Annotated in this window: 24 protein-coding genes; 5 read left to right on the plus strand and 19 right to left on the minus strand. The window is 44.1% G+C overall.

Features of this window, described 5'->3' with window-relative positions; genetic code table 11:
* Position 1 precedes the first annotated feature (1 nt).
* From RXV91_RS05740 to RXV91_RS05785, 10 genes are all read right to left on the minus strand, one after another.
* Positions 2-775, minus strand: coding sequence for an ATP-binding cassette domain-containing protein (locus RXV91_RS05740; protein ID WP_316439073.1), 774 nt, complete (start codon positions 773-775; stop codon positions 2-4).
* Positions 672-1,673 carry an ABC transporter permease subunit gene (locus RXV91_RS05745; protein ID WP_316439074.1) on the minus strand — a complete coding sequence of 334 codons (1,002 nt, stop codon included), beginning with the start codon at positions 1,671-1,673 and terminating at the stop codon, positions 672-674. Before RXV91_RS05745 ends, RXV91_RS05740 begins: the two co-directional genes overlap by 104 nt.
* Positions 1,674-1,690: 17 nt before the next feature.
* The gene (locus RXV91_RS05750) at positions 1,691-2,656 is read right to left on the minus strand and encodes an ABC transporter substrate-binding protein (RefSeq protein ID WP_316439075.1); all 966 of its coding nucleotides are present in this window, start codon (positions 2,654-2,656) and stop codon (positions 1,691-1,693) included.
* Between the two features lie 440 nt (positions 2,657-3,096).
* Complete coding sequence (locus RXV91_RS05755; protein WP_316439076.1) at positions 3,097-3,261, minus strand: hypothetical protein; 165 nt, start codon at positions 3,259-3,261, stop codon at positions 3,097-3,099.
* A gap of 162 nt (positions 3,262-3,423) precedes the next feature.
* Positions 3,424-4,059 (minus strand): CBS domain-containing protein, encoded by a 636-nt coding sequence (locus tag RXV91_RS05760; RefSeq protein ID WP_021731046.1) that lies wholly within the window; start codon positions 4,057-4,059, stop codon positions 3,424-3,426.
* 2 nt (positions 4,060-4,061) lie between these two features.
* Entirely contained in the window at positions 4,062-4,766 is a 705-nt protein-coding gene (locus tag RXV91_RS05765; protein WP_316439077.1) for an ABC transporter ATP-binding protein, read from the minus strand.
* The gene (locus tag RXV91_RS05770; RefSeq protein WP_316439078.1) at positions 4,767-5,546 is read right to left on the minus strand and encodes an ABC transporter ATP-binding protein; all 780 of its coding nucleotides are present in this window, start codon (positions 5,544-5,546) and stop codon (positions 4,767-4,769) included.
* Positions 5,539-6,501 (minus strand): branched-chain amino acid ABC transporter permease, encoded by a 963-nt coding sequence (locus RXV91_RS05775; RefSeq protein WP_316439308.1) that lies wholly within the window; start codon positions 6,499-6,501, stop codon positions 5,539-5,541. The genes RXV91_RS05770 and RXV91_RS05775 overlap by 8 nt, the downstream gene beginning before the upstream one ends.
* A gap of 15 nt (positions 6,502-6,516) precedes the next feature.
* Positions 6,517-7,395 carry a branched-chain amino acid ABC transporter permease gene (locus tag RXV91_RS05780; RefSeq protein WP_316439079.1) on the minus strand — a complete coding sequence of 293 codons (879 nt, stop codon included), beginning with the start codon at positions 7,393-7,395 and terminating at the stop codon, positions 6,517-6,519.
* A 30-nt stretch (positions 7,396-7,425) separates the two neighbouring features.
* Positions 7,426-8,619 (minus strand): ABC transporter substrate-binding protein, encoded by a 1,194-nt coding sequence (locus RXV91_RS05785; RefSeq protein ID WP_316439080.1) that lies wholly within the window; start codon positions 8,617-8,619, stop codon positions 7,426-7,428.
* A 531-nt stretch (positions 8,620-9,150) separates the two neighbouring features.
* Between RXV91_RS05785 and RXV91_RS05790 the strand changes: the two genes are divergently transcribed.
* Positions 9,151-9,825, plus strand: a complete 675-nt coding sequence (locus RXV91_RS05790; RefSeq protein ID WP_316439081.1) for a histidine phosphatase family protein — start codon at positions 9,151-9,153, stop codon at positions 9,823-9,825.
* A 165-nt stretch (positions 9,826-9,990) separates the two neighbouring features.
* Here the strand turns inward: RXV91_RS05790 and RXV91_RS05795 are convergent, their stop codons facing one another.
* The 3 genes from RXV91_RS05795 to RXV91_RS05805 form a co-directional block, all read right to left on the minus strand.
* Entirely contained in the window at positions 9,991-10,209 is a 219-nt protein-coding gene (locus RXV91_RS05795) for a hypothetical protein (protein WP_003642248.1), read from the minus strand.
* A gap of 94 nt (positions 10,210-10,303) precedes the next feature.
* Positions 10,304-11,098, minus strand: coding sequence for a matrixin family metalloprotease (locus tag RXV91_RS05800; RefSeq protein ID WP_316439082.1), 795 nt, complete (start codon positions 11,096-11,098; stop codon positions 10,304-10,306).
* A gap of 227 nt (positions 11,099-11,325) precedes the next feature.
* A complete protein-coding gene (locus RXV91_RS05805) occupies positions 11,326-11,811 on the minus strand; it encodes a GtrA family protein (RefSeq protein WP_021730056.1) in 486 nt (161 codons plus the stop codon).
* Positions 11,812-12,066: 255 nt separating this feature from the next.
* Between RXV91_RS05805 and RXV91_RS05810 the strand changes: the two genes are divergently transcribed.
* Positions 12,067-12,681 carry a hypothetical protein gene (locus RXV91_RS05810; RefSeq protein ID WP_316439083.1) on the plus strand — a complete coding sequence of 205 codons (615 nt, stop codon included), beginning with the start codon at positions 12,067-12,069 and terminating at the stop codon, positions 12,679-12,681.
* 201 nt (positions 12,682-12,882) lie between these two features.
* Here RXV91_RS05810 and RXV91_RS05815 read toward each other — a convergent pair whose 3' ends face one another.
* Positions 12,883-13,551, minus strand: a complete 669-nt coding sequence (locus RXV91_RS05815) for a helix-turn-helix domain-containing protein (protein WP_275091051.1) — start codon at positions 13,549-13,551, stop codon at positions 12,883-12,885.
* Positions 13,552-13,889: 338 nt separating this feature from the next.
* Between RXV91_RS05815 and RXV91_RS05820 the strand changes: the two genes are divergently transcribed.
* The 3 genes from RXV91_RS05820 (at position 13,890) to RXV91_RS05830 (ending at position 16,309) form a co-directional block, all read left to right on the plus strand.
* Entirely contained in the window at positions 13,890-15,482 is a 1,593-nt protein-coding gene (locus tag RXV91_RS05820) for an Nramp family divalent metal transporter (RefSeq protein WP_021730053.1), read from the plus strand.
* On the plus strand, positions 15,482-15,913 hold the full coding sequence (locus tag RXV91_RS05825) for a universal stress protein (RefSeq protein WP_316439084.1): 432 nt from the start codon (positions 15,482-15,484) through the stop codon (positions 15,911-15,913). The genes RXV91_RS05820 and RXV91_RS05825 overlap by 1 nt, the downstream gene beginning before the upstream one ends.
* Positions 15,914-16,036: 123 nt before the next feature.
* On the plus strand, positions 16,037-16,309 hold the full coding sequence (locus tag RXV91_RS05830; RefSeq protein ID WP_316439085.1) for a hypothetical protein: 273 nt from the start codon (positions 16,037-16,039) through the stop codon (positions 16,307-16,309).
* A gap of 99 nt (positions 16,310-16,408) precedes the next feature.
* Here RXV91_RS05830 and RXV91_RS05835 read toward each other — a convergent pair whose 3' ends face one another.
* The 5 genes from RXV91_RS05835 to RXV91_RS05855 form a co-directional block, all read right to left on the minus strand.
* Complete coding sequence (locus RXV91_RS05835; protein WP_316439086.1) at positions 16,409-17,053, minus strand: VTT domain-containing protein; 645 nt, start codon at positions 17,051-17,053, stop codon at positions 16,409-16,411.
* Positions 17,054-17,084: 31 nt separating this feature from the next.
* Positions 17,085-17,399, minus strand: coding sequence for a metalloregulator ArsR/SmtB family transcription factor (locus tag RXV91_RS05840; protein ID WP_316439087.1), 315 nt, complete (start codon positions 17,397-17,399; stop codon positions 17,085-17,087).
* A gap of 24 nt (positions 17,400-17,423) precedes the next feature.
* Positions 17,424-17,987, minus strand: a complete 564-nt coding sequence (locus RXV91_RS05845; RefSeq protein ID WP_316439088.1) for a cadmium resistance transporter — start codon at positions 17,985-17,987, stop codon at positions 17,424-17,426.
* Positions 17,988-18,201: 214 nt separating this feature from the next.
* Entirely contained in the window at positions 18,202-20,202 is a 2,001-nt protein-coding gene (locus tag RXV91_RS05850; protein WP_316439089.1) for an ATP-binding cassette domain-containing protein, read from the minus strand.
* 889 nt (positions 20,203-21,091) lie between these two features.
* On the minus strand, positions 21,092-24,304 hold the full coding sequence (locus tag RXV91_RS05855; protein ID WP_316439309.1) for a LamG-like jellyroll fold domain-containing protein: 3,213 nt from the start codon (positions 24,302-24,304) through the stop codon (positions 21,092-21,094).
* Positions 24,305-24,404: the final 100 nt, after the last annotated feature.

Raw genomic sequence — 24,404 nt, forward strand, 5'->3', positions numbered from 1 at the left:
CTCACCCCTCAGCTGCGAACATCGTCACCAAATCATCCGCCCGTAACGCCTGCTTCTCGGCACCACGCACGTCCAACTTGATCTGACCATCCTGCACCATCACCAGCCGATCGCCGTACGTCAACGCGTCGCTCATCTTGTGCGTGATCATCATCGTTGTCAGGTGATTAGACGTCACAATTTGTTGGGTCAGCGCCATCACTTCCGCACTCGTCTTCGGGTCAAGCGCCGCCGTATGCTCATCCAGCAACAAGAGCTCTGGTTGGCTTAAGGTGGCCATCAATAGAGATAAGGCTTGCCGTTGCCCCCCGGATAAATACTTCACTTGCGTATTCAGTCGCGCCTCTAACCCCATGTTAAGACTAGCCAGCAACTTTAAGTGCCGTTCTTCCTGTCCACGTTGACGGTAACGGCGCAGGCTCAAACTCCCCGTATGGCGTTGGGCTAACGTAAGATTCTGAGCCACGCTTAATTCGCCAGCAGTACCCAACTTAGGATCTTGGAAAACCCGAGCCACCCACCGTGACCGATACGCGACGGGGCGATTGGTCACCCGATGATTAGCTAGTGTGATCTCGCCAGCATCCGTATTTAACGTGCCCGCAATCGTATTGAGCAAGGTCGACTTGCCGGCGCCGTTGTTCCCAATAACCGCCACAAATTCGCCAGGCTCAATCGTTAGATTCACGTCCTTTAAGACGTGCCGCTCGTTGCTGGTTCCTGGAAAGAAGACTTTTTGTAAGTGTTGGACGTTCAGAATAGTTGGTTGTGACATGTTGATCGACTCCAATCTCTTTAAGGTACCGGCGCAACTGCCGTTTTGTCCGGTATTTATTTTGTAATAGTGGCAAGCAGATGACGATGACAAGAATCGCCGCTGATAAAATCTTTAGATCATTGACGGGAAAACCTAAGCCCATTGCCAAAGTCAGTAAGTAACGATAGATAATGGCGCCCACGACCATGCCGGTCAAACGGACCCAGATTTGACGACCATGTAAGAAGATCTCACCAACTAGGACTGAAGCCAGCCCGATGACAATCGTCCCAATCCCCATCCCAATATCCGCGTAGCCATTGCTCTGTGCAATCAGGCTACCCGACAAGGCAATCAAGCCGTTTGATAACATATACCCAATAATGACCATCCGATCGGTATAGATCCCATTCGCAGCACTCATCGCAGGATTATTACCCGTTGCCATCAAGGACAGTCCCAAACGCGTTTGGAACAACCAAATCAACCCGGCCAGGACGACCAGCGTAACCACAGCACCGATCACAATCGTTTGTAAATTCAAAGACCAATTCGTTGGTAACCACCCCATCAACGTTTTCTGGTCAAGCAAGGGAATATTGGCCTTGCCCATAATGTGCATGTTGATGGAATATAGTCCCGTCATCGTTAGAATTCCGGCCAATAATGACGGCATCTTAAGCTTGGTATCCAGTACCCCCGTGACCCAACCGGCCAAACACCCAGCGACAAATCCTAATAAACTCGCCACGATAGCTGACTGTCCCGCCAACATGCTACTAATCGTCACGGCAGCCCCTAATGGAAAACTACCCTCGGTGGTCAAATCAGGAATGTTTAAAATTCTGAAGGTGAGGAACACCCCGATGACCAGTGGCGCCCATAATAAACCTTGTCCAATACTCGTGATTAACATATTACCTCGCTCCCCTCTTATGGTTGCTTAATTGTGCTTGGTTGTAAGCCGATTGCTTTAGCATTCGCTTTATTGATGTAAAGGTGTAACTTGTCAGCTGTTTGAACCGCCATCGTTTGCGGCTTCTGCTTCTTGATTAATACTTGGTAAGCCATTTTTCCAGTCTGTTCACCTAATTCGTAATAGTTAAGACCATACGTCGCAGTCCCACCATCTTCAGCCATCTCAATCGAACCCGTTACCACTGGCAACTTGGCAGCCTTGGTCTTCTGACCAATCGTCTTCATCGCACTCGCCATCAAATTATCGGTTGGTAAGTAGAGCCCTGATATTTTACCCGTCAAACCGGCCAAAACACTGGCAACGTCATTGGTACTCGTTGCGCTAACAACCTTTAAGTTGATACCGTGCTTTTTCGCATAAGCCTTCGCCAGCTTGACTTGTAGCACCGAATTTTCTTCTGACGAGTTATACATAATTCCCAACGGTTTATTACCAGTGGTTATATTCTTCAATAACTGTAATTGTTTGCCAACGGGCATTAAATCGCTCGTGCCGCTCACATTAGTTTGGGGCTTCGCATCACTTTTGACCAACCCCGCCGCTTTCAAATCGGTGACAGCCGTAACCAAGGTCGGCACCGTTGTCGTTTTCTTAGCGAGGGCCTGAGCAGCGGGCGTTGCAATTCCCACTAACAAATCATTCTTCTGTTGGACGAGTTGTTGACTCATCGTATTCAGATTACTCTGATCACCTTGCGCATTCAGATAGTGATATTTAACGGTCACCTTACTACCGTGCGCTTTGAGTTCTTTTTGCAGTCCTACCTTGAATCCTTTACGCGCTTGATCTAATGAACCGTGTTGAACAACTTGTAAGATTCCCACCGACACACTTGACTTGCTACTGGTCGCCTGTTGACCACAGCCGGCCAAAAGTAGCCCGGCACCTAAAATTAATCCACTTAAAATTGTCTTTTTCATCTTGAGATTCCCCTTAAAAGTTGTGTGTTCCGCCCAACTTTCATCAACGTCTTGACGAAGTGGACCGAAAATAAAAAACACCAGTTAGATTCTGGGAAGAATCTAACTGGTGTTTTATCGGGCCCGATAGTTTTCCAGATAGATTGTCCCTGCATCTACCTGGCATTTAAGTCATGTTGAATAACTTTAGCTCCCGATAGATACAAACGCGTTGCGTGCGTTTGTATCCATCAAACGAATACAAACGCTATCTAAAGAAAAAGCTAAAGGCAAATTGATTATTTAATTGAAGGTTAGTTACTAATGACATATTAGTCATCCTCCATTTCAATTTATAGCTTATAGTAAACCATGGCGACACCTAACTTGTCAACTACCAACTAGTAAAAAATTCACTGGCTAACGATGAAACACCCGTCACTGAGCCGATACCCAACCAATCATTTATCTGGTGTATCGGTCAATGTCCAACTCGAGGTGCCTTGATAAATATCGGCATAAATACCTGGTTGAGCTGCTAATCCGATGCCTTTCGTCGCTGCCCAATCGTCGGTCACCACCGTGTCAGTCATCCCGGCCGTTTTTTGTCCTTGATTGACCAACATTACTTGGTTCGTTTAATCCCAATCCGGCAATTATTCCAAGCCTCAGAATAATTGCCGGATTTATGTTAATGCTTGTCAGCAGACCACCTTTAGTCCACTTTCAACTATTTCTCTATATTTAAGACCCGTCATACGTTATTCCACATGCGCGTCTAATCATCATCAATCACTGACTGGTTGCACTTCAAAGCCGGCACGTGATAAGACTTGATTAACTGCTACGGCTTGCTCACTGTTAACATGCAACTCAATGACTTTAGTTGCTTGGTGATTCACTACCATTAATGTCTGAATACTCAAATCATGCTCCGCTAAGACCTTACCGATTTCAAAAATAACGCCAACATGATCATGGTGAACGACGACCCGCGTCACAATACCTGGTTCACCGTAACCAGCAATATTCAAGAAGGCATCCAAGATATCATTGTTTGTAATAATGCCCACAACTTGATCAGCCGTCATCACCGGTAAGACACCGATCTTATGTCGACGCATCGTGGCAATCGCCACTTCCAATTGTGCATCCGCTGCTACCGTTTGAACCGCAGTCTCCATGATTTGATCCACGGTCGTCTTGTTGAGTAAATAGTTTAACTCGTAAACTGACAAACTGGTCGCTTGTGATGGCATGGCCCGCTGAATAATACCATGCGTAATAATACCAACCATTCGATGTCCTGCCATAACCGGTAATCGGTGAATCGCATTCTTCTTCATTAATTCGACCGCCACACTAATCGTCGTTTTCGGACTAACAACTACCAGTCGTGGTGTCATATAATCTGCAACACTCATACTTAACCCCCTAAGTAAGCTTTTTGAACTTCTGAATTAGCCAACAATTCTGAACCACGACCACTAAGCTTGACCTGCCCACTAGCCAAGACATAACCACGGTCCGCAATTTTGAGTGCTTGATTGGCATTTTGTTCAATCAATAAGACCGTCGTTCCGGCCTGGTTGATTGCCTTGATAATCTCAAAAATTTCATTAATAAAGATTGGTGCTAAACCCATCGATGGTTCATCTAATAACATTAGTTTAGGTTGGGCCATCAGTGCCCGCCCCATCGCTAACATTTGCTGTTCACCACCTGATAAAGTCGCCGCATCTTGATGACGACGCTTCTTTAAAATTGGAAAATACTCATAAACCTGCTGGTAAGTCTGAATCAGCTGACTACGTTCCTGCCGTAAAAAAGCCCCCATTTGCAAATTCTCTTGGACTGATAAGCCGGGAAAAATATGCCGGCCTTCTGGGACTTGTGAAATGCCAGCGCGAACGATTTTAGGTGCGGCTGCTTTTTGAATCGGACGACCTAAGTAGTGAATGGTGCCGCTAACTGGTCGCATTAATCCCGATATCGTATGTAACAAGGTGGACTTTCCAGCCCCATTAGCACCAATCAACGTCACAATTTCACCCTGATGCACGTCAAAACTGACACCTTTGACTGCCTGAATCGCACCGTAATTAACGATTAAGTCACGTACTTTAAGCATTTACACCCCTCCTAAGTAGGCTTTGATAACGGCCGGATCATGCTGAATAGCTTGCGGAGTGCCAGTTGCCAGTAAGGCCCCGTGTTCCAACACATAAAGTCGTTCAGCGACGTTCATGACAAGTGACATATCATGTTCAATCAATACAATGGTAATGTGAAATTCCTGCTGAATTCGCCGAATCAACCGCGTCAAAGCTGCCGTTTCTTCGGGATTCATACCAGCAGCTGGCTCATCAAGAAAGAGCAATTTAGGTTTAGTTGCCAGTGCCCGTACGATTTCTAATCGTCGCTGAATACCATAGGGCAAGCTTTTCGCAGGTTGATCAGCCACCGCCGTTAAATCAAACATTGACAACAATTCTTGGGCCGCCTTGGTCATCATTCGTTCAGTTTGATAATATTTAGGTAACCGTAACACGCTAGTCACAAATCCTTCACGGTAATGATTAGTCATCGCAATCCGAACATTATCTAACACGCTCATCTCTTTGAATAGTCGAATATTTTGAAACGTTCGTGAAATACCAACACGGGCGATAGCAGCTGGTCGCTGACCATTTAACGACACCACGCCTTGATCCGTATAAAAACTAATACTCCCCGAACTAACCGGCGTCTCGCCGGTCAACAAATTGAACAGGGTCGTTTTGCCCGCACCATTGGGGCCGATTAGTCCAATCAACTCATCTTGATCAAAGTGAACTGAAACATCAGCAACGGCCGTCAGCCCACCAAAATTCTTCACTAAGCCTTGCGCATCCAATAACCGACTAGTCATGATTAACCGCCTCCTTAGCTGGCCGACGTTTAAACAGGTTCGCAAACGAAAATTCCCATGTTCCTAACAATCCAGCTGGTTTAAAAATCATAATCAAAATCAGTGCTAATGAATAAATAATCATTCGAATCGTACCGAAATTTTGTAGAATCGTATCAAGTGCGCCTAAGACAATCGCCGCGACAAAGGTACCCGTAATGCTGCCGACACCACCAAGCACCACGATAATCAGAATTGCAATGGAGGCCATGATATTAAAGTCACCCGGTGCAATCGTTTGAATATACGCCGCGTGTAACGACCCACCAATGGCAGCAGTCGCTGCCCCAAAGACGAAGGCCGCTAGCTTCCAGCGAGTCGTGTTAATACCCATAGCGCCGGCAGCGAGTTCATCATCACGAACAGCCATCACGGCTCGACCACCGCGACTATGAATAAAATTAACCGTCACAATCGTCGTGAGACACATTAAAACGTACACGGTCGCCCAGGATGCCAAAGCCGGAATGTTGAATAGGCCGGCCGCACCATTCGTAATTTTTAAATTATTAATGAGAATGCGAATAATTTCCGCTGCCCCCATCGTTGCAATGGCTAAGTAGTCACCACGGAGCCGTAATGTTGGGATACCAACAATCACTGCCGCAATCATAGCAATCACCATGCCGACAATCATCGAAATGAAAAAGCCAGCGGGGGTCGCCATCGTTTGCGTCATGATACCAGTCGCATAGGCGCCAATCGCCATAAAGCCGGCGTGACCGAGTGAAAATTGACCCGCAAAACCAATAACCAGATTGAGTCCAACTGCTAAAATGATATTGATTCCAATCGTCACTAACATATTTTCAATGAACGAATTGATGATACCCATCAGTTCCAAGCCATCAATAATGACAAAACCAGCGACCATAATGCCTAGCCATGCCAAGTTAGTTTTCAAATTTGCTTTCATCATCAGCCACCTCCCTCAGACTTTTTCCTTAGTTCGTTTGCCAAAAATACCAGCCGGTAATACTAGTAGAATCACAATCAAAACGAAATAGACCACTGCATCTTTATACGCTGATAGTCCAATTGCTTGCACCCCGGTCTCCAGAACACCAATAATCAAGCCACCTAGTGAGGCTCCTGGTATTGAACCGATTCCACCAATAACGGCAGCCACAAAGGCTTTAATACCAGGTGTCATGCCCATCAATGGATCAATCGAGTTATAGTACAATCCAATCAAGACCCCTGCGGCTCCCGCCATTGCGGAACCTAATGCGAAGGTGAACGAAATCGTCTGGTTAAGGCTGATTCCCACTAGCTGGGCCGCTTCGGGATCAACCGAGACTGCTCGCATCGCCTTACCCATCTTGGTATGTTTAATGATTAATTCCAATAAAACCATTAATAAACAGGCCGTACCGAGAATCAATAATTGGACATTCGACACTCGTAGCCCCGCCCAGTGGTAGGTCACCACTTTAATCGCTTGCGGGAATGAGCGGGCACTCGCACCAACAAAGTATGACATGCCGTTTTCAAGTAAGAATGAGACACCAATTGCCGTAATCAGCGCCGTAATACGCGGCGAATGTCGCAATGGTCGGTACGCAAAGTATTCAATGATCACACCACTAATCGCACAAATCACCATGGCTGAGAGGAGCGCTGCAATAAAATTAAAGTGTAGTGTTTTCAGGCTGTAATAGCCCCAAAAGGCGCCCAACATATAAATATCACCATGCGCGAAGTTAATTAATTTGATAATACCGTAAACCATCGTGTAGCCCAGCGCCAATAGCGCATAGATACTGCCCAGTGATAGTCCGTTAATCAGTTGTTGTCCAAATGTCTGCATATGTGTTCCCCCACGCTTTAACGAGTTAGATTACTTGACGTTATATACCTTGCTAACAGCACCGTTGGTCAATTGTTCAATCGAAATCGTCTTTTCAGGATTATGTTGTTTGTTAATTGTTGTCGTCCCAGTGACACCCTTGAAGTTCTTAAGCTTAGCCAAGCCATCGGCAATTTTAACGGAATTAGCCGAACCTTCTTTTTCAATCGCCGCTTTGATCATATAAACTGAATCATAAGCCAATGCTGAGAAGGTTGGCGCCGTGCTACCATATTTTGCTTTATAAGCACTCATAAAGTTTGAAGCAAGCTTGTTGGTTGCCGAAGCCTTAGTAGAAAATGGCGTCGTGTAATAAACGTTAGTGGCATTGGACTTGCCAGCGATTTGGGCCAGCTTAGCATCCGCCATGCCGTCACTACCAACGATTGGGACTTTAATGCCCGCTTGGCGAGCCTGCTTAACGATCAAACCGATTTCTGAATAATAACCTGGCGCATAAATCGCATCAATTTTTTTATGCTTCAAAGAAGTCAGGATGGCATTAAAGTCCTTGTCGCCCTCTTGGAAAGTTTGGCTGCTAACGACTTTGCCACTGTACTGCTTCTTGAATGCTTTGGTTAGCCCCGTGCCGTAATCGCTTGAGTTGTCGGTCAAGATAGCGACGCGTTTGGCTTTCAAATTCTTAGTCACAAAAGTTGCAGCCGTTGAACCTTGGAAATTATTCTGATAACAAGCTCGGAATATGTACTTTTGGACTTTACCGCTCTTTTGCAACGTATAGTCCGGATCAGTTGCCGATGGGCTAACTGATGGCACCGCCGCCTTAGTCATATTAGGAATCGCAGCTGTTCCGGCACTGGTGGTTGCTGGCCCAACTACCGCTACGACCTTATCGTTATTAACCAACTGAGCCGCAACCGAGGCCGCCGTCGTGTTGGACGTCTTGTTGTCCCGGATGACCAGCTTAATCTTTTTCTTGGTCCCCCCAACCTTGATACCACCACTCTTATTGATTTTATTAACCGCCAATTGAATTCCTTGCTTTTGCTGTTCTCCGTAACCGGCTGCAGATCCAGATAATTCCATATTGACCCCAATCTTGATGGTCTTACCAGAATTATTCCCCTGACTTGAACTTGATTTTGCGGTTGCACACCCCGCGAGTGTCAACGCCATCGCTCCAACTGCTACAATCTTCATCGTTTGTTGTTCCCATTTTTTCATTAATTATTCCCACTTTCGTTTTTTTATTGCTACGTTGTTGACCCCGATCCTCCTTAAGTCACAAAAAGGCCTCATCCACCGTAGTGAATGAGGCCTTTACCCGGAACTGAGCCTCATTACCACAATGGGAAAGAAGGGCTCAGTTCACTTGAATTTTGAGTTATACTCAAGGTCAAGCGACCGGGTCCTTCTTCGTTAATAATAAGGCTAAATTTTGAACAGCAAGGGTTGTCAACAAATTGGTTAGGTTAAATTGAATTTTCATCATTGACGCGCCTCGCTTTCAAAAGTTTTTGTAATGTTGATGTTTCTTAGATTAATTAATTTTCAATGATAAGTCAAGTGATTTTTTAATTATTTTTATATTAATCAAAAATAATTAACCGCTATTCTTGTTCACAAGTCTTAATTCACGGCAGCTTACCCACCTAAAATTAAACTAATTAACTAGCTTAAATAAGGGCTTGAGAACCAGCTAACCATTTATGTTACTTTAAAATTAACAGCTAGTATCCCCTAGGAGGTTCAACAATGAAATCAATCACACTATCTTTGATTCGTCACGGCGAGACTTACTTTAATATTTTTCATGAATTTCAAGGGTGGTCGGATACCCCGCTGACCCCGGCAGGCGTAACGCAAATCCATCAATTGGCGCACCAATTACGTTCTTTACCGATTACCGCGGTCTACGCAAGCGACGTCACTCGTGCCCGCCAAACAGCCACCATCCTCTGTCATGACGCAACGTGGCCCATCACTACCATTCATTTTCGCTCGGCTCTACGTGAACATTTCTACGGCCGCTTTGAAGGTCAAAAAATGACTACTGTCTGGGAACCAATTGCTCAGGCCCACGGTTGCCAAACCTACGAAGACTTAGTCACTCAATACGGTGTCGATCAGACCCAAGACTGGTTAAGCGCCGCTGATCCCAGTCATTTAACAGAAACTAGCCAAGCGTTTTGGGCACGCTTTTTACCTGGCTTAACGGCTATCATGGCTGAGCAACCCGACCAGGCCCACGTCTTACTAATCTCTCACAGTTCCATCATTCGCAGTCTGGTTGCCCGGTACGCTCCGTCACAACTCGATCCAATCACACCTGAAAACGGCAAACTAACGCAACTGACACTGAATCAAACCGTAGCGGGCAAGCTCAGCATCCAGATTAAAACTTATAATCAGACTAGGCTGAATAACTGACCCTGGATTGTTCTGATTCGATTGAGCATATCAAATGCCCAGATCTGACTAAAAATAGTGGTGATCATCAATAACAGATGATCACCACTATTTTAATCGGTGTGTCCGGGTCGTTATCCCAGATATCTCGGTGCAAAAATTAGGCCATTATGGTCGTTATTTTAGTTAAGCCTTTAGGAGTTTTTCAACTTCGCTCTTGAGCTTAGCTTCATCCATACTCATATAAGGCGCTACTTCGTCAGCCGTCTTGTCAGTATCATGACTATCCGCATCCATGAAATGATTCCAAATCGCATCCCGTACGGGTAACTTGGAATCACTCCAATCAAACACGTCCGTCATCTTTTCGTCTAACATACTGTTCATTTCAACTGCTGCAGCCATACTAAAACAACTTCCTTTCTAATTTTTGATACACCTTGATTATAGGTCATTATTTGAAAAGTGGTTAAATTCTGTTTGTACTACGTCCCGTTTGTTATGCATCCTTCGCGTAAATGGCCCGTAAGGCCGCAACATCCGCTGACGAGAGCGTCCATTTGCCTTGTGAGACCGGGTACATGACCGACTCAGTCGATGAACTGTGATCTAATCCCAAAGCGTGACCAAGTTCATGAACCGCCACTGCCTTACTATAGGCCGCCGTGTATGAGCCATTGAGACTGGCCGTTGCATTGTTCCAATACTGAGTTCCACGCCAGCTAACTTGCTTCGTGATGTCAGGACCACCATGCCCGAGCTCAACACTAGTCGAACCGGCGACCATCTTCTTATGGTACAACGAGAAGGTAATTGAATTCTGAGAACCACTCGCTTTGCCCGCTACTAAGTGAACTAAACCCGTTTGATTATAAGCCGTGATTGCCGCTTGAAAGACTTGGCGCCCCGCCTTAGGTAAATCACTGGCAAAGCTGTAATAATACGTCTTCTTTAACGTGGCCTCTTGGACGATTGATTCAATCGGGGTCATCGCACGCGTTGTGGACGTAGTTGAACTGGTCACTTGTGAACTGGCATCCGTGTTCACAGTAGTACTTGAACTGTGCGATTGCTTAGTCGCACTGGCCCCGCTACTCGTGCTTGACTGACTTGCTTCGTCCGCATCAAGCAGATGACTTGATAAATCACCGGATAGAGCCGCGGCCAGATTTTGGCGGCTCGTTTGATATAATGCAATTGCGCGCGGTGCTAATGTATCATAGTGGCTCCAACCAAAGATTAATAGCCCAATTAAACATAGCACTTTAATCCCACGCATTAGATTTTTTAACATGGCACGCGCTCCTCTTAATTTTTCAAATGGGGACTACGCCACATTTAAGTTTATTAAACCACATGATCCCGTGCTTAGACACTGCTCTTAGTGAATCATTAAGAATATTTAGGATTACCGCAATCTACTTGTAATCTTAATCCGTTTTCACTATCTACGGTCTTGACCAGCTCAATAACTGCGGCTATCAAAAAAGGCCCGAATTAATATTCGTGACCTAATCGACTTTATTTATTTCGGAAAACATATAATTTTGAAAAGAGAAAGTTGCCAATAATTGCGCCGGCTTGACCAAGCACCTTGGCTAATACCGCCGAACTACCAAGCACCGACATCAACAGCCATAAAATAATGGCTTCAACCACGTACGTCACGACTCGGGTCCCATAAAATTTACCCATTTCCCGATACACATGATTAGAATGGTGATCAAATACCTTTAGGCGGTCGACCCAAAAAGCGACTTGCACAGCAATTACCCAGGACACAATATTTGCTACTTGGTACTCAAGCCCAATTAGATGGTACGTCGTATAGAACGTTGCAAAATTGACGGCCACACTAATTAACCCCCACAAAATATAACGGATCGCTTGATTGCGCGTTTCTTTCACGGGTGACACAATTTGCTTATCTAACTCAGCAACCGGTTCTAAAATTTCAGTAGCGGTTTCTTCAGTTTGATCAATATTAACTGAATTCAGTTTACTCATGGTTACCACACCTGACTTTCTTCACTTAAACGTCATTATCATGAAATAATTTATTTTAAGTTGCATCTTTATTACTTTATGAGTAAAATTCAACACAACTTAATCTTATCACAGCAGTTAACTATTGGCGATGACAACTATTGTGTTTATCTCCAATAATTATCCCGCAATTTTCAGTCAAGGGCCAATATCTGCACATCGCTTTGCCGGTGTGCAAGTCAATAGATTAAAAATTCAACGACAAGGATGTTACTAATGAGTGCCTTATTAATTGGCTTAATTATTTACCACTTCTTACACGAACAATTTGAATTCAGTAAAATTACCCGTTTAGGCTACTGGATTATTCCCATCTTCACTCTTTATCAGTTTGGTCGAACTTTCACTTGGTCACCAATCAACGGACTTGTGCTAATGATTATCATTGGTTTTGCTACTTGGATCGGTCATTATCAAGCTCGCCACACTAAAATCCGCCTAGAAGAGACGGCCACCACTTTTTTTCGCGATTCTGAACAGCACGAGATTCCGATTTATCGTAAGGTCATTACCGCTCAAGGTGGTCGCCCTTATCTTTTAGGCTGGTTAATGACACTCGGTGCACAATTCATCATCGAAATCACCTATCTTCACGAACATCTCTCTTGGACTAAAATCAACCAGGAATTCTTCCAAGAAGTGCTCGCGGATTTGATCACTTTTTACCGTTTTTCAGCTAGCGGTCGTCATACTAGTTGGACACTATGGGCTTTAACTGGCGGGACTAGTCTCGCTTACACCTTATGGCTAGCACACCGGTCGCCCGCCGCCAAACAAACTTTGTTCGGCGAAACGATGTACCACCATACCAGTTCGGAACACGTGGACTAGTGCCGTCATACTCACATTGACTGTCAACGTTCAGGCCACACCAAACAAATCATTTCAAGACCAAGGGGACTGCCAGAATTAATTATCAATTCTGGCAGTCCCCTTGTTAATATCCGTCATTTTGAAAAAAGACTGGCGCTAAAAATTAGCCGGACGACGGTCAATAAACCAGTCACTGGCGCGCTGTCCATTCGTCACCAATTAACTGGCAGCTTTTCTCGCTTGTTGTAACGGAATTTCAATGGCCATGACAGCAGCAGTCCAAATAAACAAGTGCAGAAAGTCGCCAACCAACTTACCGCTGGCGTTACCCGCCAAATAAGCTCCAGCGTGCGCATTCAAAAAACTCGTTGTCGGAATTTGATGGGCAAGTACCGGCCATTCTAGCGCAATATTCAACACCGCTAACATTGCAATTACCCCAAACAATTCCCAGCCGCGCCTTTTAGTAGGGACCCAATCATCAAAATAAGGATAATTCATTATTAACGTCACAGTCGTCACAATTAAGCTCCCATTGATAATCACGAGCACCGTTCCAACCGACCAATTCATAAAATGACACAAGTAACTTAAAAACAGTAACCCAACGACCAAATAGTAACTAACCACAACCAAGCGCCGTTGATGGCGACTACTTGTCGCCTGAGCCTCATAGTGTTCCAACATACCCAAATCCTCCTTTAGTAAACGATCAATCGAAAGATCGTAAGCTTTACTAATCTGAACCAACATCCCAATATCTGGATAACTCCGACCATTTTCCCAACTTGAAATAGTCTGCCGTGAAACATGTAATTGCGCGGCAATGTCAGTTTGTGTCATCTGCTTCTGCCGTCGAACGACTTTTAAATTATCCGCAAAACGCATCGCGCACCTCCCAGAATAGCGTATGTAATTTGTGACTAGGATACAAGCTAATTTTCTAAGCATTGCGATTGTTCCGGTAGTTTGCACGTATCTACGGTGACTAAAAACACGCAGCTTTACGGAAGAACAAACGCTATTCGTATTATTCTCATCATAGCGTTTGCCCACAATTAGTTCCGATTAGTAAGTTAAAATTATTATTTTTAAAACAATAATTTTAGATTAAAGAATTTTATTTATTTTGTAGGCGTACCTAAAAAAGTGTTTCCATTTACTTTTATTTATTGTACAATGACAACGGCTCAAAGTTTTAGATGAATAGAAAGGTGGTCTTTTAATTGAGCGAAAAGACGAACACCCCAAACCGGAAGCATAAATTGATTGAATATGCTAACGGCCCCTCACTAGAGGAAATCAACGGTACGATTGAGGTTCCTAAAAATTTAAGTTTTTGGAAAACCCTCTTTGCCTATTCTGGTCCTGGTGCCCTAGTTGCTGTGGGCTATATGGATCCTGGTAACTGGTCAACTTCCATTACTGGTGGGCAAAATTACCAGTACATGCTAATGTCTGTCATCTTGATTTCAAGTTTGATTGCGATGTTATTACAATACATGGCCGCTAAACTTGGTATCGTGAGTCAGATGGATCTGGCCCAAGCAATTCGGGCTCGCACGAGTAAATCACTCGGAATTGTTTTATGGATTTTAACTGAATTAGCTATTATGGCGACCGATATTGCCGAAGTTATTGGTGCTGCGATCGCCCTGTATTTATTATTCAACATTCCGTTAGTCATCGCGGTGTTTATTACCGTCTTAGACGTTTTAGTTCTGCTATTATTGACCAAAATCGGCTTCCGTAAAATTGAAGCCATCGTGGTTTGCTTGATCTTAGTTATCTTATTCGTTTTCGTTTATCAAGTTGCATTATCCAATCCCGATTGGGGTGGCGTTATTAAAGGGTTAGTGCCAACGGCCGATACTTTTTCTACGAGCCGTTCAGTCAATGGGATGACGCCATTATCCGGTGCCCTCGGAATTATTGGGGCGACCGTTATGCCGCATAACTTGTACTTGCACTCGGCAATTTCACAAACGCGCAAAATCGACCATACTGATGAAGCAGACGTTGCACGAACCGTGAAATTTGCTGCTTGGGACTCTAACATTCAGCTTTCATTTGCGTTTGTGGTTAACTCATTACTCTTAATCATGGGGGTAGCCGTCTTCAAGAGTGGTGCCGTCAAAGATCCATCATTCTTCGGTTTATATGAAGCTTTATCGAACACGTCCATGTTAAGCAACGGCATTTTAATTAGCGTTGCCAAGTCGGGGGCCCTATCCGCGCTCTTCGCAATCGCCTTGCTAGCTTCTGGTCAAAACTCCACTATTACTGGTACTTTGACCGGTCAAGTTATTATGGAAGGCTTCGTTCACATGCGGATGCCACTTTGGTTACGACGGTTAGTTACCCGGTTGATCTCGGTTATTCCCGTACTTATCTGTGTGCTATTAACTAGTGGTAAAAGTGCCATTGATGAACACACTGCTTTGAATAACCTGATGAATAACTCGCAAGTCTTTTTAGCCTTTGCCCTACCATTTTCCATGTTGCCATTACTCATGATGACTGACAGCGCCGCCGAAATGGGCAAACGATTCAAAAACTCACTTTGGGTTAAGGGTCTAGGTTGGTTATCCGTTATTGGTTTAACTTTCTTAAATCTACTCGGGCTACCTGATTCTATTCTAGGATTCTTTGGTGATAATCCTTCAACTGGAGAACAGACTTTTTCTAAAATCTTAGCTTACGTTTTAATCGCTGCTATTCTTGCCCTACTTGCTTGGACTATCTTCGATTTGCAACGTGGTAACAAGCGTTACGTTGAACAACAACTCGCTGCTGCAGCTAAGGAGGCCAACAAATAATGGCAACAAAATTCAAACGCATATTGGTTGGTGTCGATGATTCAGCTGATGCATTATTAGCTTTTGACTATGCGATTCATCAAGCCAAGCAAGATGACGCAGAACTCGTCATCGTCTCAATTCTTGAAAATGATGAAATGAATGTTTATCAAGCCCTTAGCAAGGATTATATCCATGGCGAACGTCAAGAACTTGAACAGCATATTTTAAAATATCAAAAACAGGCTCAAACTGCTGGTGTGACAAAAGTTCATGCCATGATTGCGGAAGGCGAACCTGGTGAAACAATCGTCAAGGAAGTTATTCCACATGTTCACCCGGACTTGCTCGTTATTGGTTCACTAGCTAAAAAAGGGATTGCCAAGCATTTCGGTAGTCAAGCCGCATACATGGCAAAATACGCACCTGTCTCAGTCCTAGTGGTTCGTTAATTCCATACAATGTTACCTAAAAAACTCTCTTTCTAAACCGAAAGAGAGTTTTTTAGGTTAGCCTAATATTATTTGACTATTTTGCCAAAGTTACTATAATAATGATTGAAGGGGGATTCAATTATGACACCTAACGAAACCTACACAGCATTAGCACAATGGCACTTATTACCAGCAACTAATTTCACTTGGCGGCCCTTCACTGCTACCACTATTTACGTTGATACTCCTCACTCTCACCGTGTATACCGGCTAGACTTAGCTAACACCACGGTTGAAATTTTTCAAGCCGACCCAAGTTCGGAACTTTCCGAGCATTTCTTACCATTCAAGACGATTAAGTTAACTGCGGCTCAAATCAATCAATGGCAGCATAACCAGCCAATTACTTCATAACAGCAATTTGAACAATAAATGACTAACGCAGCACCTCAACCAATTGAAGTGCTACGTTAGTCATTTATTTTATGAGCGATCAGTATCCACATCGACTGCTCACTGGCGATCATGGTGAATCAACCACAACAATCCAACCAATAATATCAAGACACCAATCAACAACAAAGCATTTTTAAAATGGGCGTTGATTAACTCATCCCCACCCCAAGCATAAATAATTGCTGTGGGCATACTCCCAATCAGCGTAGCAATTGCTAATTGACGCTGCGTCACTGCCGTTTCAACGGCTGCCAAACTAACTAACGACGTTGGAATAAACGGTACTGTATAGCCAATCATGATACCTAACAAGGGATGTCGCATTTTACTAATGGCTGTCACTAATCTCGAAGGCTGTTGCTCCCGGCGTGCCGTTACACGGCCAAAAAAACGTTGCGCAATTAAATTGCCGAGGGTTATCCCAACAACGTTCAACCCCGCCCCTAGTCCCTTGCCAAAACAGATACCAGCGACAACACTAACCGTCGCCACAGGTGCTCCGGGAATAATTGAAAAACAGATTAGTAAGGGGACTACTAACAAAATGTCGATAGCTTGATGCTGCCGGACCTGTGCAACCAGCGTTGCTTGATCAAACATCCGGTGTTGCAACAACGCCCACATCCCATGATATCGATAGATTAGCAAACCAATTAATAGTAATGCTAATAATAAAGCACCCCTGATAAGCCGTCGCTTCATTACGTTATCCTTCAAGATAATCCTCCCACCACTAATCATGATGTGGCTCATGCTTAATTTCATGTGCCACATGTCCAATCATTGCATCGACCATTTCTAAAATATGGGGATCATCTAAGCAATAATAAACGTGCTTCCCTCGTTTGGTCTTAGAAACTAGCTGATACTGAAATAAAATTGCTAATTGATGAGATACTAATGGTTGTGCCAAATGAACGTGTGCAACGATACTAGTGACGTCTGCCTCATGTTGCTCTAAAAATATCAATATTTTAATCCGATTAACATTACTGAGTACTTTATAAATCCTGGCTGCTTCCGTTAGCAGCGGTTCACTGACTTCCACATCGGCTCCTCCTGTCTTGCTGAACTATAGGAGTGCTAACAGATGACTGATCAAGCCACTATCCCAGAAAACATACAAACCAATCACAACGTAACAAACCTTCATTAGCCATTCGCCGTGGGCCGCTATCTGTCGTTGAACAGCGCTTATTCCCGCAACTTGGTTAATGATAAGCACCACTAAAATTGTTAGCACTCCGATAAAACCTAAAGTCATCAAAAAGTGTAACATGCTTTCACCAACGAGGATAGGCAAGAAAATCGATAAATTACAGCCAGCACAAACAGCTAAATAAGTAACTAGCACATTAATCACTGGTGAACGGCCCGATCGATCAGTCGCGTCATCATCATCATCGTGAAATGCCAACCAAATAGGCAGTACGCCTAGCACGCCTAATACCCATTCTGGCAAAAATAAAGTCAATGTTTTACCCACAAAAAAACTAGCTGTTAGGAGAATCAGATTACCTAATAAATAGCCGACTAATACTTGTCGCAACTGATACTTTTTCAACAAAAAAACTAACATCAGAAAAAAATCCAAGTTGACACTCAGAAAAGTTAACGCCAAAATTCCATAATGCATTTGATCACCCACTCCATTTAGTTAACCCTATTATATGTCAGTTTCGACATATGTAAAGCTAATTATAACCCACTTTGAAACCTTCCGCCTTTCCAATAAATTAGATTCAGCTCGTCTCAGCCAAGCTCGACAAACGACAAAAAACGGTAACAATAAGCCTCTGAGGGCCTTGTTACCGTTCAAATCAAACACTATTTAATTTATCACGAACACCTTAATCAGCAGCTAGCGCATCGATTGGATTCAAGCGTGCTGCCCGCCAAGCTGGCAAAATGGCTGCCAGTAGTGCAATCACTAGCGCAATAATAAAGGTTGAAATGATATTGCTCATTTGAATCTCAATCATATTGTAACTGGCAATTTGGTACAAGGCTTTATTCAGTACCGCCCCAATACCATAAGCAATACCAGTGGCCAGTAAAGCACTGATAACCCCAATAATCAACGATTCGCTCGTAAACAACCGGCGAATATCACGTCGACTTTCACCAAGGGCACGTAAGATGCCAATTTCCTTCTTTCGGGCACTGACCGACATGAACATCGTAACGATAATCATCAATGCTGACACTAACAATGAAATACCAGCAATAGCTGCTAGAATGGTCGTCGCTAAATTTACGTACGTGTTTACCGTATCAAGTATACTAGCAATACTAGTAGCACTGTAAGCCCGTTTGCTATCAGTCTTCAACTTATTAATCTGTTTCGTCACGGCATCATTATGCTTACGTGAATCAACTTTAACTGCTACTGAGGTTGGCTGTGTACTCAAGTCTTTCGCTGAACGCATGGCCTTCATCGTCGCATAAGTTACCGCGTTCACACTACTCCCAGTCGTGCTATCCGTAATCCCAGAAACCGTTAATTGCCGTTTAACCGTAACACTCTTGCCACGCTTGTTAGTTGTCTGAAAAGCCACCGTGACTTTTTTACCTACCAATTGCTTCCAATTCTTAGATGACCATTTTTTCGCAATACTGCTCTTATCGACGACAATCTCATCTTTACCAGCCGCATGACCGGTCTTAATAATCGATTGACGATTTGACGCTGTCCATGTTGTTACTGAGGAAGCACTGTAATCCTTACTGCCAACTGAAATAGTCGCATTACTGGCGCTTAAAATCGGTTGAACAGTTGTGACATGCTTAACTTTTTTCAATTGGTTCAACTGGGCCGTACTAAAAGTTGGTTGACTAGTAGTCATTACACTGGCTCCCATTGCAGCCGCCTGCTGATTGCCCTGTTGATCACCACCTCGTTGACCTTGACTGGATTTCTGATACCGACTCACAGTCACAACCCGTGGATTAACCATATCATTGATTTCCTGATTGATATAACCTTTCAACCCGTTGCCTAAACCGTTGAATAACATTACTGCAAATAGACCAATCGCCGTCCCAATGATAATAATCAAATTCCAAGTCCACGTATAACGAAGGTGTTTAAACGCCGTACTCAGCGGTACATACCATGGTAACTTGCGTGCTGGAATCTGTTGTCGGTTTTCATCTACGGGATAAGCTGACTTTAACCGCTCATCATCAGTGATTTTTCCGTCAGCTAGCCGAACGATACGCGTGCCAGCATTGGCCACATCCTGCGAATGGGTTACACAAATCACGAGCCGACCTTCCGCTGCAATTTGATCCAAGATTTTCAAAACTTCGGCCGTATTTTCAGAATCCAGTGCGCCCGTTGGTTCATCCGCAATAATAATTTGTGGGTCACTGGCCAATGCCCGAGCAATGGCCACTCGCTGTTTCTGACCACCAGACAATTGATTAGGATACTTTTTAATTTGATCCGCTAATCCGACCTGAGTCAAGAGTTCTTTCGCCCGTTGGTCACGCTCTGAGCGGCCTAGCTTAGTCATATCTAATGAGATCAGGACATTATCTAGCACCGACAAATGATTGATCAGATTATACGACTGATAAATATAGCCGACCGTTTCACGTCGATACTGATCCATCTGCTTTTCTTGATGATGATCTAAAACCGTTCCCTGTAATAACACTTGGCCTTCAAATTGACGGTCTAAGCCACCAATGATATTCATTAGCGTTGACTTACCACCACCAGATTCACCTAAGATTGCGACAAATTCGCCACGTTCAAAAGTTAAATTAATCCCATTTAAAACTGGGAAAGCTTCTTTACCTAAATAATAGGCTTTGTGAATATCTTTTAATTCTAAGTAACTCACGCTAACTCACCCTACCTTACTGTCAATATCGTGTGTGCAACTTCATAAAGGACTTTAACTGTGACTATTAGTCACTAAGTTTAACAAAAATACTGCCCGGGTAAAACCCTTAAGCTTTAATTGAATGAAGCTTATCATAGCACTTTAGTTAGTCTAAAACAACGAAAACTAACTATATTTCTAAATATATTACGGTTAGTTAAACTGTCATGAATCATGATGAAAATGGACCAGTTAGTTGAATTATTGTTCATCAACATACATGCGTCCTATTCCGACCTCCGGGGCTGGTTGCCAATTGCTGGAACGTAGCCGACGTCGATTTGAGCTCACGCATAAACCCACTGCACAATCTCAAATACGAGTCTTATTCTAAACTTCGCGTCAGTGTAACCTGTCGATTTGAAACATTCAAATATTAATGTAGTAACCAAAAAACAAATGAATTGTTGCAATTACTATCGATCCTATAATTGAATCTTGAAATGATTGCTACATATGAAATAACGACTAGTTTAACTAAAAGTAGCGACACCAATACCTGCCTTTCGAATCCTGTCCCGGCTGGAATGCCTGGAAGTCGGCGTGGAACGTCCCAACTAAAAAAGTTGCCACTAAATTGAACTTTTTCCTGTGGGTCTAAGCTGGCAGCCTTTGAACTTAGGAATGACACGTTTTAATCATAATTCATACTAAATAGCTAGCACAATACGTATCTATATAATTGCTAGCACTATTTTGAATCCAGCTTGCTTACTTCGCCATTCGGTCAAGCTTTCCTGGGTTAATCAATCTGACACGCACAAAAGGCAGCTTCGAGAAACAAGTTGTTCTCAGAAACTGCCCAGCTACATGTAATCAGCAAATTACGCTGACAAAATATGCTTATTTATGCCCGTCGTTTACGCCACCAAACTACAATACCACCGGTAATCATGAGCAATACACTACCGGCTACTGCCAACCATCGTTGCACAGCTTCACCTGTCTGCGGTAACCAACTCCCCCTATGGTGTCCAGCCGTGCTACTAGCATGATTAGTCGTTGTACTTGCGTCGACTTCAGGTAACAGTTTTCCGGTAATCGTACTATTGCTAGTCGTATCTGCCTGCGAACTGGCAGTATTCGACTTCACTGGTGTACCATTACTGTTTGGCTTCGTTGCACTTGCTTTATCTGCATTAGATTCAGCGACTGTCCCATGACCATTCGGGTTAGCGATACTGTTGTTTTCATCAGGCTTAACCACGTGTCCATTACCACCTGGTTTGGTTGCGCTCGTTCCGTTCTCATCTGGTTTTTCAGCATTACCGTTACCATCTGGTTTGGTTGTACCGGTTCCATTCTCATTTGGTTTTTCAGCATTGCCGTTACCACCTGGTTTGGTTGTACCGGTTCCGTTCTCATCTGGTTTTTCAGCATTACCGTTACCACCTGGTTTGGTTGTACCGGTTCCGTTCTCATCTGGTTTTTCAGCATTACCGTTACCATCTGGTTTGGTCGTACTAGTTAGTGGATTATCATTATCCAAATCAACTAACACCTCCGTACCAGTTGCAGTCGCGGCCATTGCCTGACTTAACGTGATCGTCTTGGCCGCCCGTGTTTTGATTGGGAGCAACTTGACCGTTACCAACTCAGTCACTGGTTGGCTCACACTAATTGTCAGTCGCAGTTGGCCATTCGCAACGGTCTGCCGTAAAACTTGAACGCCAGTTGGAACTTTGATATCAGCGACTTCCCGACCGGCTAAATCAAATTGTAGATCAAAAGCAGTTAATTGTCGGTTCTGTTTGCCAACTAATTGGACTTGGGCTACTTGGTCATTGCGACTAAGTTTTAATGTTTCAACGGCACGCTTCTTCTTAGCCAAATCAGTTTGCTTGAGAAAAGCTGATGAATCAAAGACTTGGCTATCAAACATCTGCGGTGCTTGCGGTACTTGTAAAGCGTTTAAAATCAGTGCACTAATATCAGCATTACTACCACCATGTAATCGACGGCCACTATCAACGGTTTCGCCGCCCAACGCCATAAAAATACTGCGATTATATTCATCCCAACCACCATGGCTCTTACCAGAACCACCGTGATCAGCATTGGCAATCACTAACGTTTCATGAATATGACCAGTCGCCTCGAGCTTATCCATGACCCGCTTAAATAGCGCATCATACTGGGCGTACTTATCCCAATAATTATCGTTATACCAGCCATGACCATGGCCTTGACCATCCATGTAGTCACTTTGCATATAGACCAAGCCGGTATTCTTAAACGCTGGCGTGCCAATATAATCGGCCACATCATCAAAGGATTTCAATGACGCCGACTGCTTAGTCATCACTGGCGCATCGGGCTCCACAATACTATTGATAATAGGGCCCCATTCTGAAAAAGCTGCAGCCCCCCGCGTGGGATTATTGGCCTGCAATATCTTGAATACTGAGGGGAACAGTGCCTGGGACTTATCAAAATCCGCAAAATACTCTTGCCCCATCGTCGCATTAGTTCCTTGGTATTCCATAGGTAATGTATCCCATGGCCGACCGTGTAACATGGAAATATAGTTTTGCGCCGAAATTGCTGGCGAGACCGCCCGCGCCGATGTACTCATTGCAAACTGTTTGTTGAACAAGTCCATCGTATACGTATTCCGGCGCTTTTTCATAATATCTGGATTCGTCGTCCATACTGGGGTCTTAGTATTTTGTTCAGCGCCTTGTGCATAGTACATTCCCTTAGGATCCCACGGATTACCCCCACCATCAGTTGTCAAAACGACAACGTGTTTATACGGTCTAATTTCAGCTTGCTTGGCTGCCGCAACTTTGTCAGTTGCGGTTGCCAGTGCGACGTCACCAATACCAACAATCCCGTCGCCATTATAGTCGAGCACATACTTGCCTTGAATTTCAATGGCTTGGGCCGGACCTAATTCGACTGTTGTATTTTTAGTTACCTGCTCAAATTTAATCTGGGTTTCACCAGCCGCTTTCGCTCTCAAATTAAGATGTGCTAACCGAGTTTGAGCGTAAGTTTTAAAATCAGCCTTTGATAGGTTGGCCGTGGTGGTCAAACGTACGCGTCCTGGCTGAACAAGCTGAACCCGCGTCTTATCACCTTGCAATAAGCGTTCAGCACCAACATAATCAAACTTAGCCGCGTCATAAACAATATCCATCGTGACTGGCTCTGAACCCGTAGCCTTAACTTGTCGGGCATGCACATTCAGTCCATATGTATGACCATTAGCAATCTGTTTAGGGCCAACAAACTTAGTCGCAACTGTTTGTTCCACTGGCACTGGCGCAACTGGTCGCTTACCGACCTGGGCGGCATCGTTCAATTGACGCACTTGTTGCAGCGTCAAAGTTTGATTGTACAAGCGAGCCTGCTTGATTTTCCCAGTCATCATTGATTGGACATGACTTCCTCCCGGTACCGCATCACCGCCCAGTACGAAATCCTTGGTTCCCTGGGCCAGCTTCAAATCACCTGGCATAGCCACTTGTTGGACCAGTTGACCATCTAAATATAAGCTCGCTGTCTTATGCTTGTCGATCACCCCAACCGCATGAACCCATTGGCCCTTTTGCAACGTTCCTTTGGGCGTCTTGTAGCCAGAACCATCATGAGCAAAAAAGACGACTTGATCATTTTGAACACCAAGCCCTAGCCCACCACCTTGTTGACTGGAAAAAATTTCGTGTTCGGCACTAGCATCAGCGGCCGGATCATATTTGAAATAAGCTTCAATTGCCATCCCATTTTGTAATTGTGCTAACTGCTGGTCCGTAAACGTCGTATAGAATGCTGACTTACCATCTAAGTTCAGCACCTGGTCGTCAAATTCAGGATCCTTAGTCACGGCAGGTTGACCAACTGGTTGCCACTGCGTCTGTCCAATCGAATCCATCAAATGTTGATCCTGAACTGCTAAACTCAGTATTGCTGTCGGAACTGCTGTATTAGCAACTGGTTCTACCACTTGCTCAGTCGCAGTTGTCATCGAGGTCCCTGCGGCTATCACCGGGGTCACTGTCGTTGTTAAGATTGCTGAACAAACTAATAAGGTCGTTAAAACACGCGGCTTCATTATAAAATCATCACTCCATCCTTTTTATCGTAAAACAAACTGCACTTTTAAGGATAGTTAAAGAATGTAAAGTGTTTAGTCAGATATTTGTAAAGAAACGATA

This window comes from Lactiplantibacillus sp. DA1, from assembly GCF_032681335.1.
GTDB lineage: Bacteria > Bacillota > Bacilli > Lactobacillales > Lactobacillaceae > Lactiplantibacillus.

Excerpts from the sequence above, each read along its gene's own strand:
- RXV91_RS05750 (WP_316439075.1), bottom strand. The coding sequence starts at position 2,656 with ATGAAAAAGACAATTTTAAGTGGATTAATTTTAGGTGCCGGGCTACTT.
- RXV91_RS05795 (WP_003642248.1), bottom strand. The coding sequence starts at position 10,209 with ATGGCTGCAGCAGTTGAAATGAACAGTATGTTAGACGAAAAGATGACG.
- RXV91_RS05765 (WP_316439077.1), bottom strand. The coding sequence starts at position 4,766 with ATGCTTAAAGTACGTGACTTAATCGTTAATTACGGTGCGATTCAGGCA.
- RXV91_RS05810 (WP_316439083.1), top strand. The coding sequence starts at position 12,067 with ATGAGTGCCTTATTAATTGGCTTAATTATTTACCACTTCTTACACGAA.
- RXV91_RS05790 (WP_316439081.1), top strand. The coding sequence starts at position 9,151 with ATGAAATCAATCACACTATCTTTGATTCGTCACGGCGAGACTTACTTT.
- RXV91_RS05835 (WP_316439086.1), bottom strand. The coding sequence starts at position 17,053 with ATGAAGCGACGGCTTATCAGGGGTGCTTTATTATTAGCATTACTATTA.
- RXV91_RS05745 (WP_316439074.1), bottom strand. The coding sequence starts at position 1,673 with ATGTTAATCACGAGTATTGGACAAGGTTTATTATGGGCGCCACTGGTC.
- RXV91_RS05845 (WP_316439088.1), bottom strand. The coding sequence starts at position 17,987 with ATGCATTATGGAATTTTGGCGTTAACTTTTCTGAGTGTCAACTTGGAT.
- RXV91_RS05825 (WP_316439084.1), top strand. The coding sequence starts at position 15,482 with ATGGCAACAAAATTCAAACGCATATTGGTTGGTGTCGATGATTCAGCT.
- RXV91_RS05830 (WP_316439085.1), top strand. The coding sequence starts at position 16,037 with ATGACACCTAACGAAACCTACACAGCATTAGCACAATGGCACTTATTA.
- RXV91_RS05770 (WP_316439078.1), bottom strand. The coding sequence starts at position 5,546 with ATGACTAGTCGGTTATTGGATGCGCAAGGCTTAGTGAAGAATTTTGGT.
- RXV91_RS05775 (WP_316439308.1), bottom strand. The coding sequence starts at position 6,501 with ATGAAAGCAAATTTGAAAACTAACTTGGCATGGCTAGGCATTATGGTC.
- RXV91_RS05815 (WP_275091051.1), bottom strand. The coding sequence starts at position 13,551 with ATGCGTTTTGCGGATAATTTAAAAGTCGTTCGACGGCAGAAGCAGATG.
- RXV91_RS05780 (WP_316439079.1), bottom strand. The coding sequence starts at position 7,395 with ATGCAGACATTTGGACAACAACTGATTAACGGACTATCACTGGGCAGT.
- RXV91_RS05785 (WP_316439080.1), bottom strand. The coding sequence starts at position 8,619 with ATGAAAAAATGGGAACAACAAACGATGAAGATTGTAGCAGTTGGAGCG.
- RXV91_RS05755 (WP_316439076.1), bottom strand. The coding sequence starts at position 3,261 with ATGTTGGTCAATCAAGGACAAAAAACGGCCGGGATGACTGACACGGTG.
- RXV91_RS05740 (WP_316439073.1), bottom strand. The coding sequence starts at position 775 with ATGTCACAACCAACTATTCTGAACGTCCAACACTTACAAAAAGTCTTC.
- RXV91_RS05800 (WP_316439082.1), bottom strand. The coding sequence starts at position 11,098 with ATGTTAAAAAATCTAATGCGTGGGATTAAAGTGCTATGTTTAATTGGG.
- RXV91_RS05805 (WP_021730056.1), bottom strand. The coding sequence starts at position 11,811 with ATGAGTAAACTGAATTCAGTTAATATTGATCAAACTGAAGAAACCGCT.
- RXV91_RS05760 (WP_021731046.1), bottom strand. The coding sequence starts at position 4,059 with ATGAGTGTTGCAGATTATATGACACCACGACTGGTAGTTGTTAGTCCG.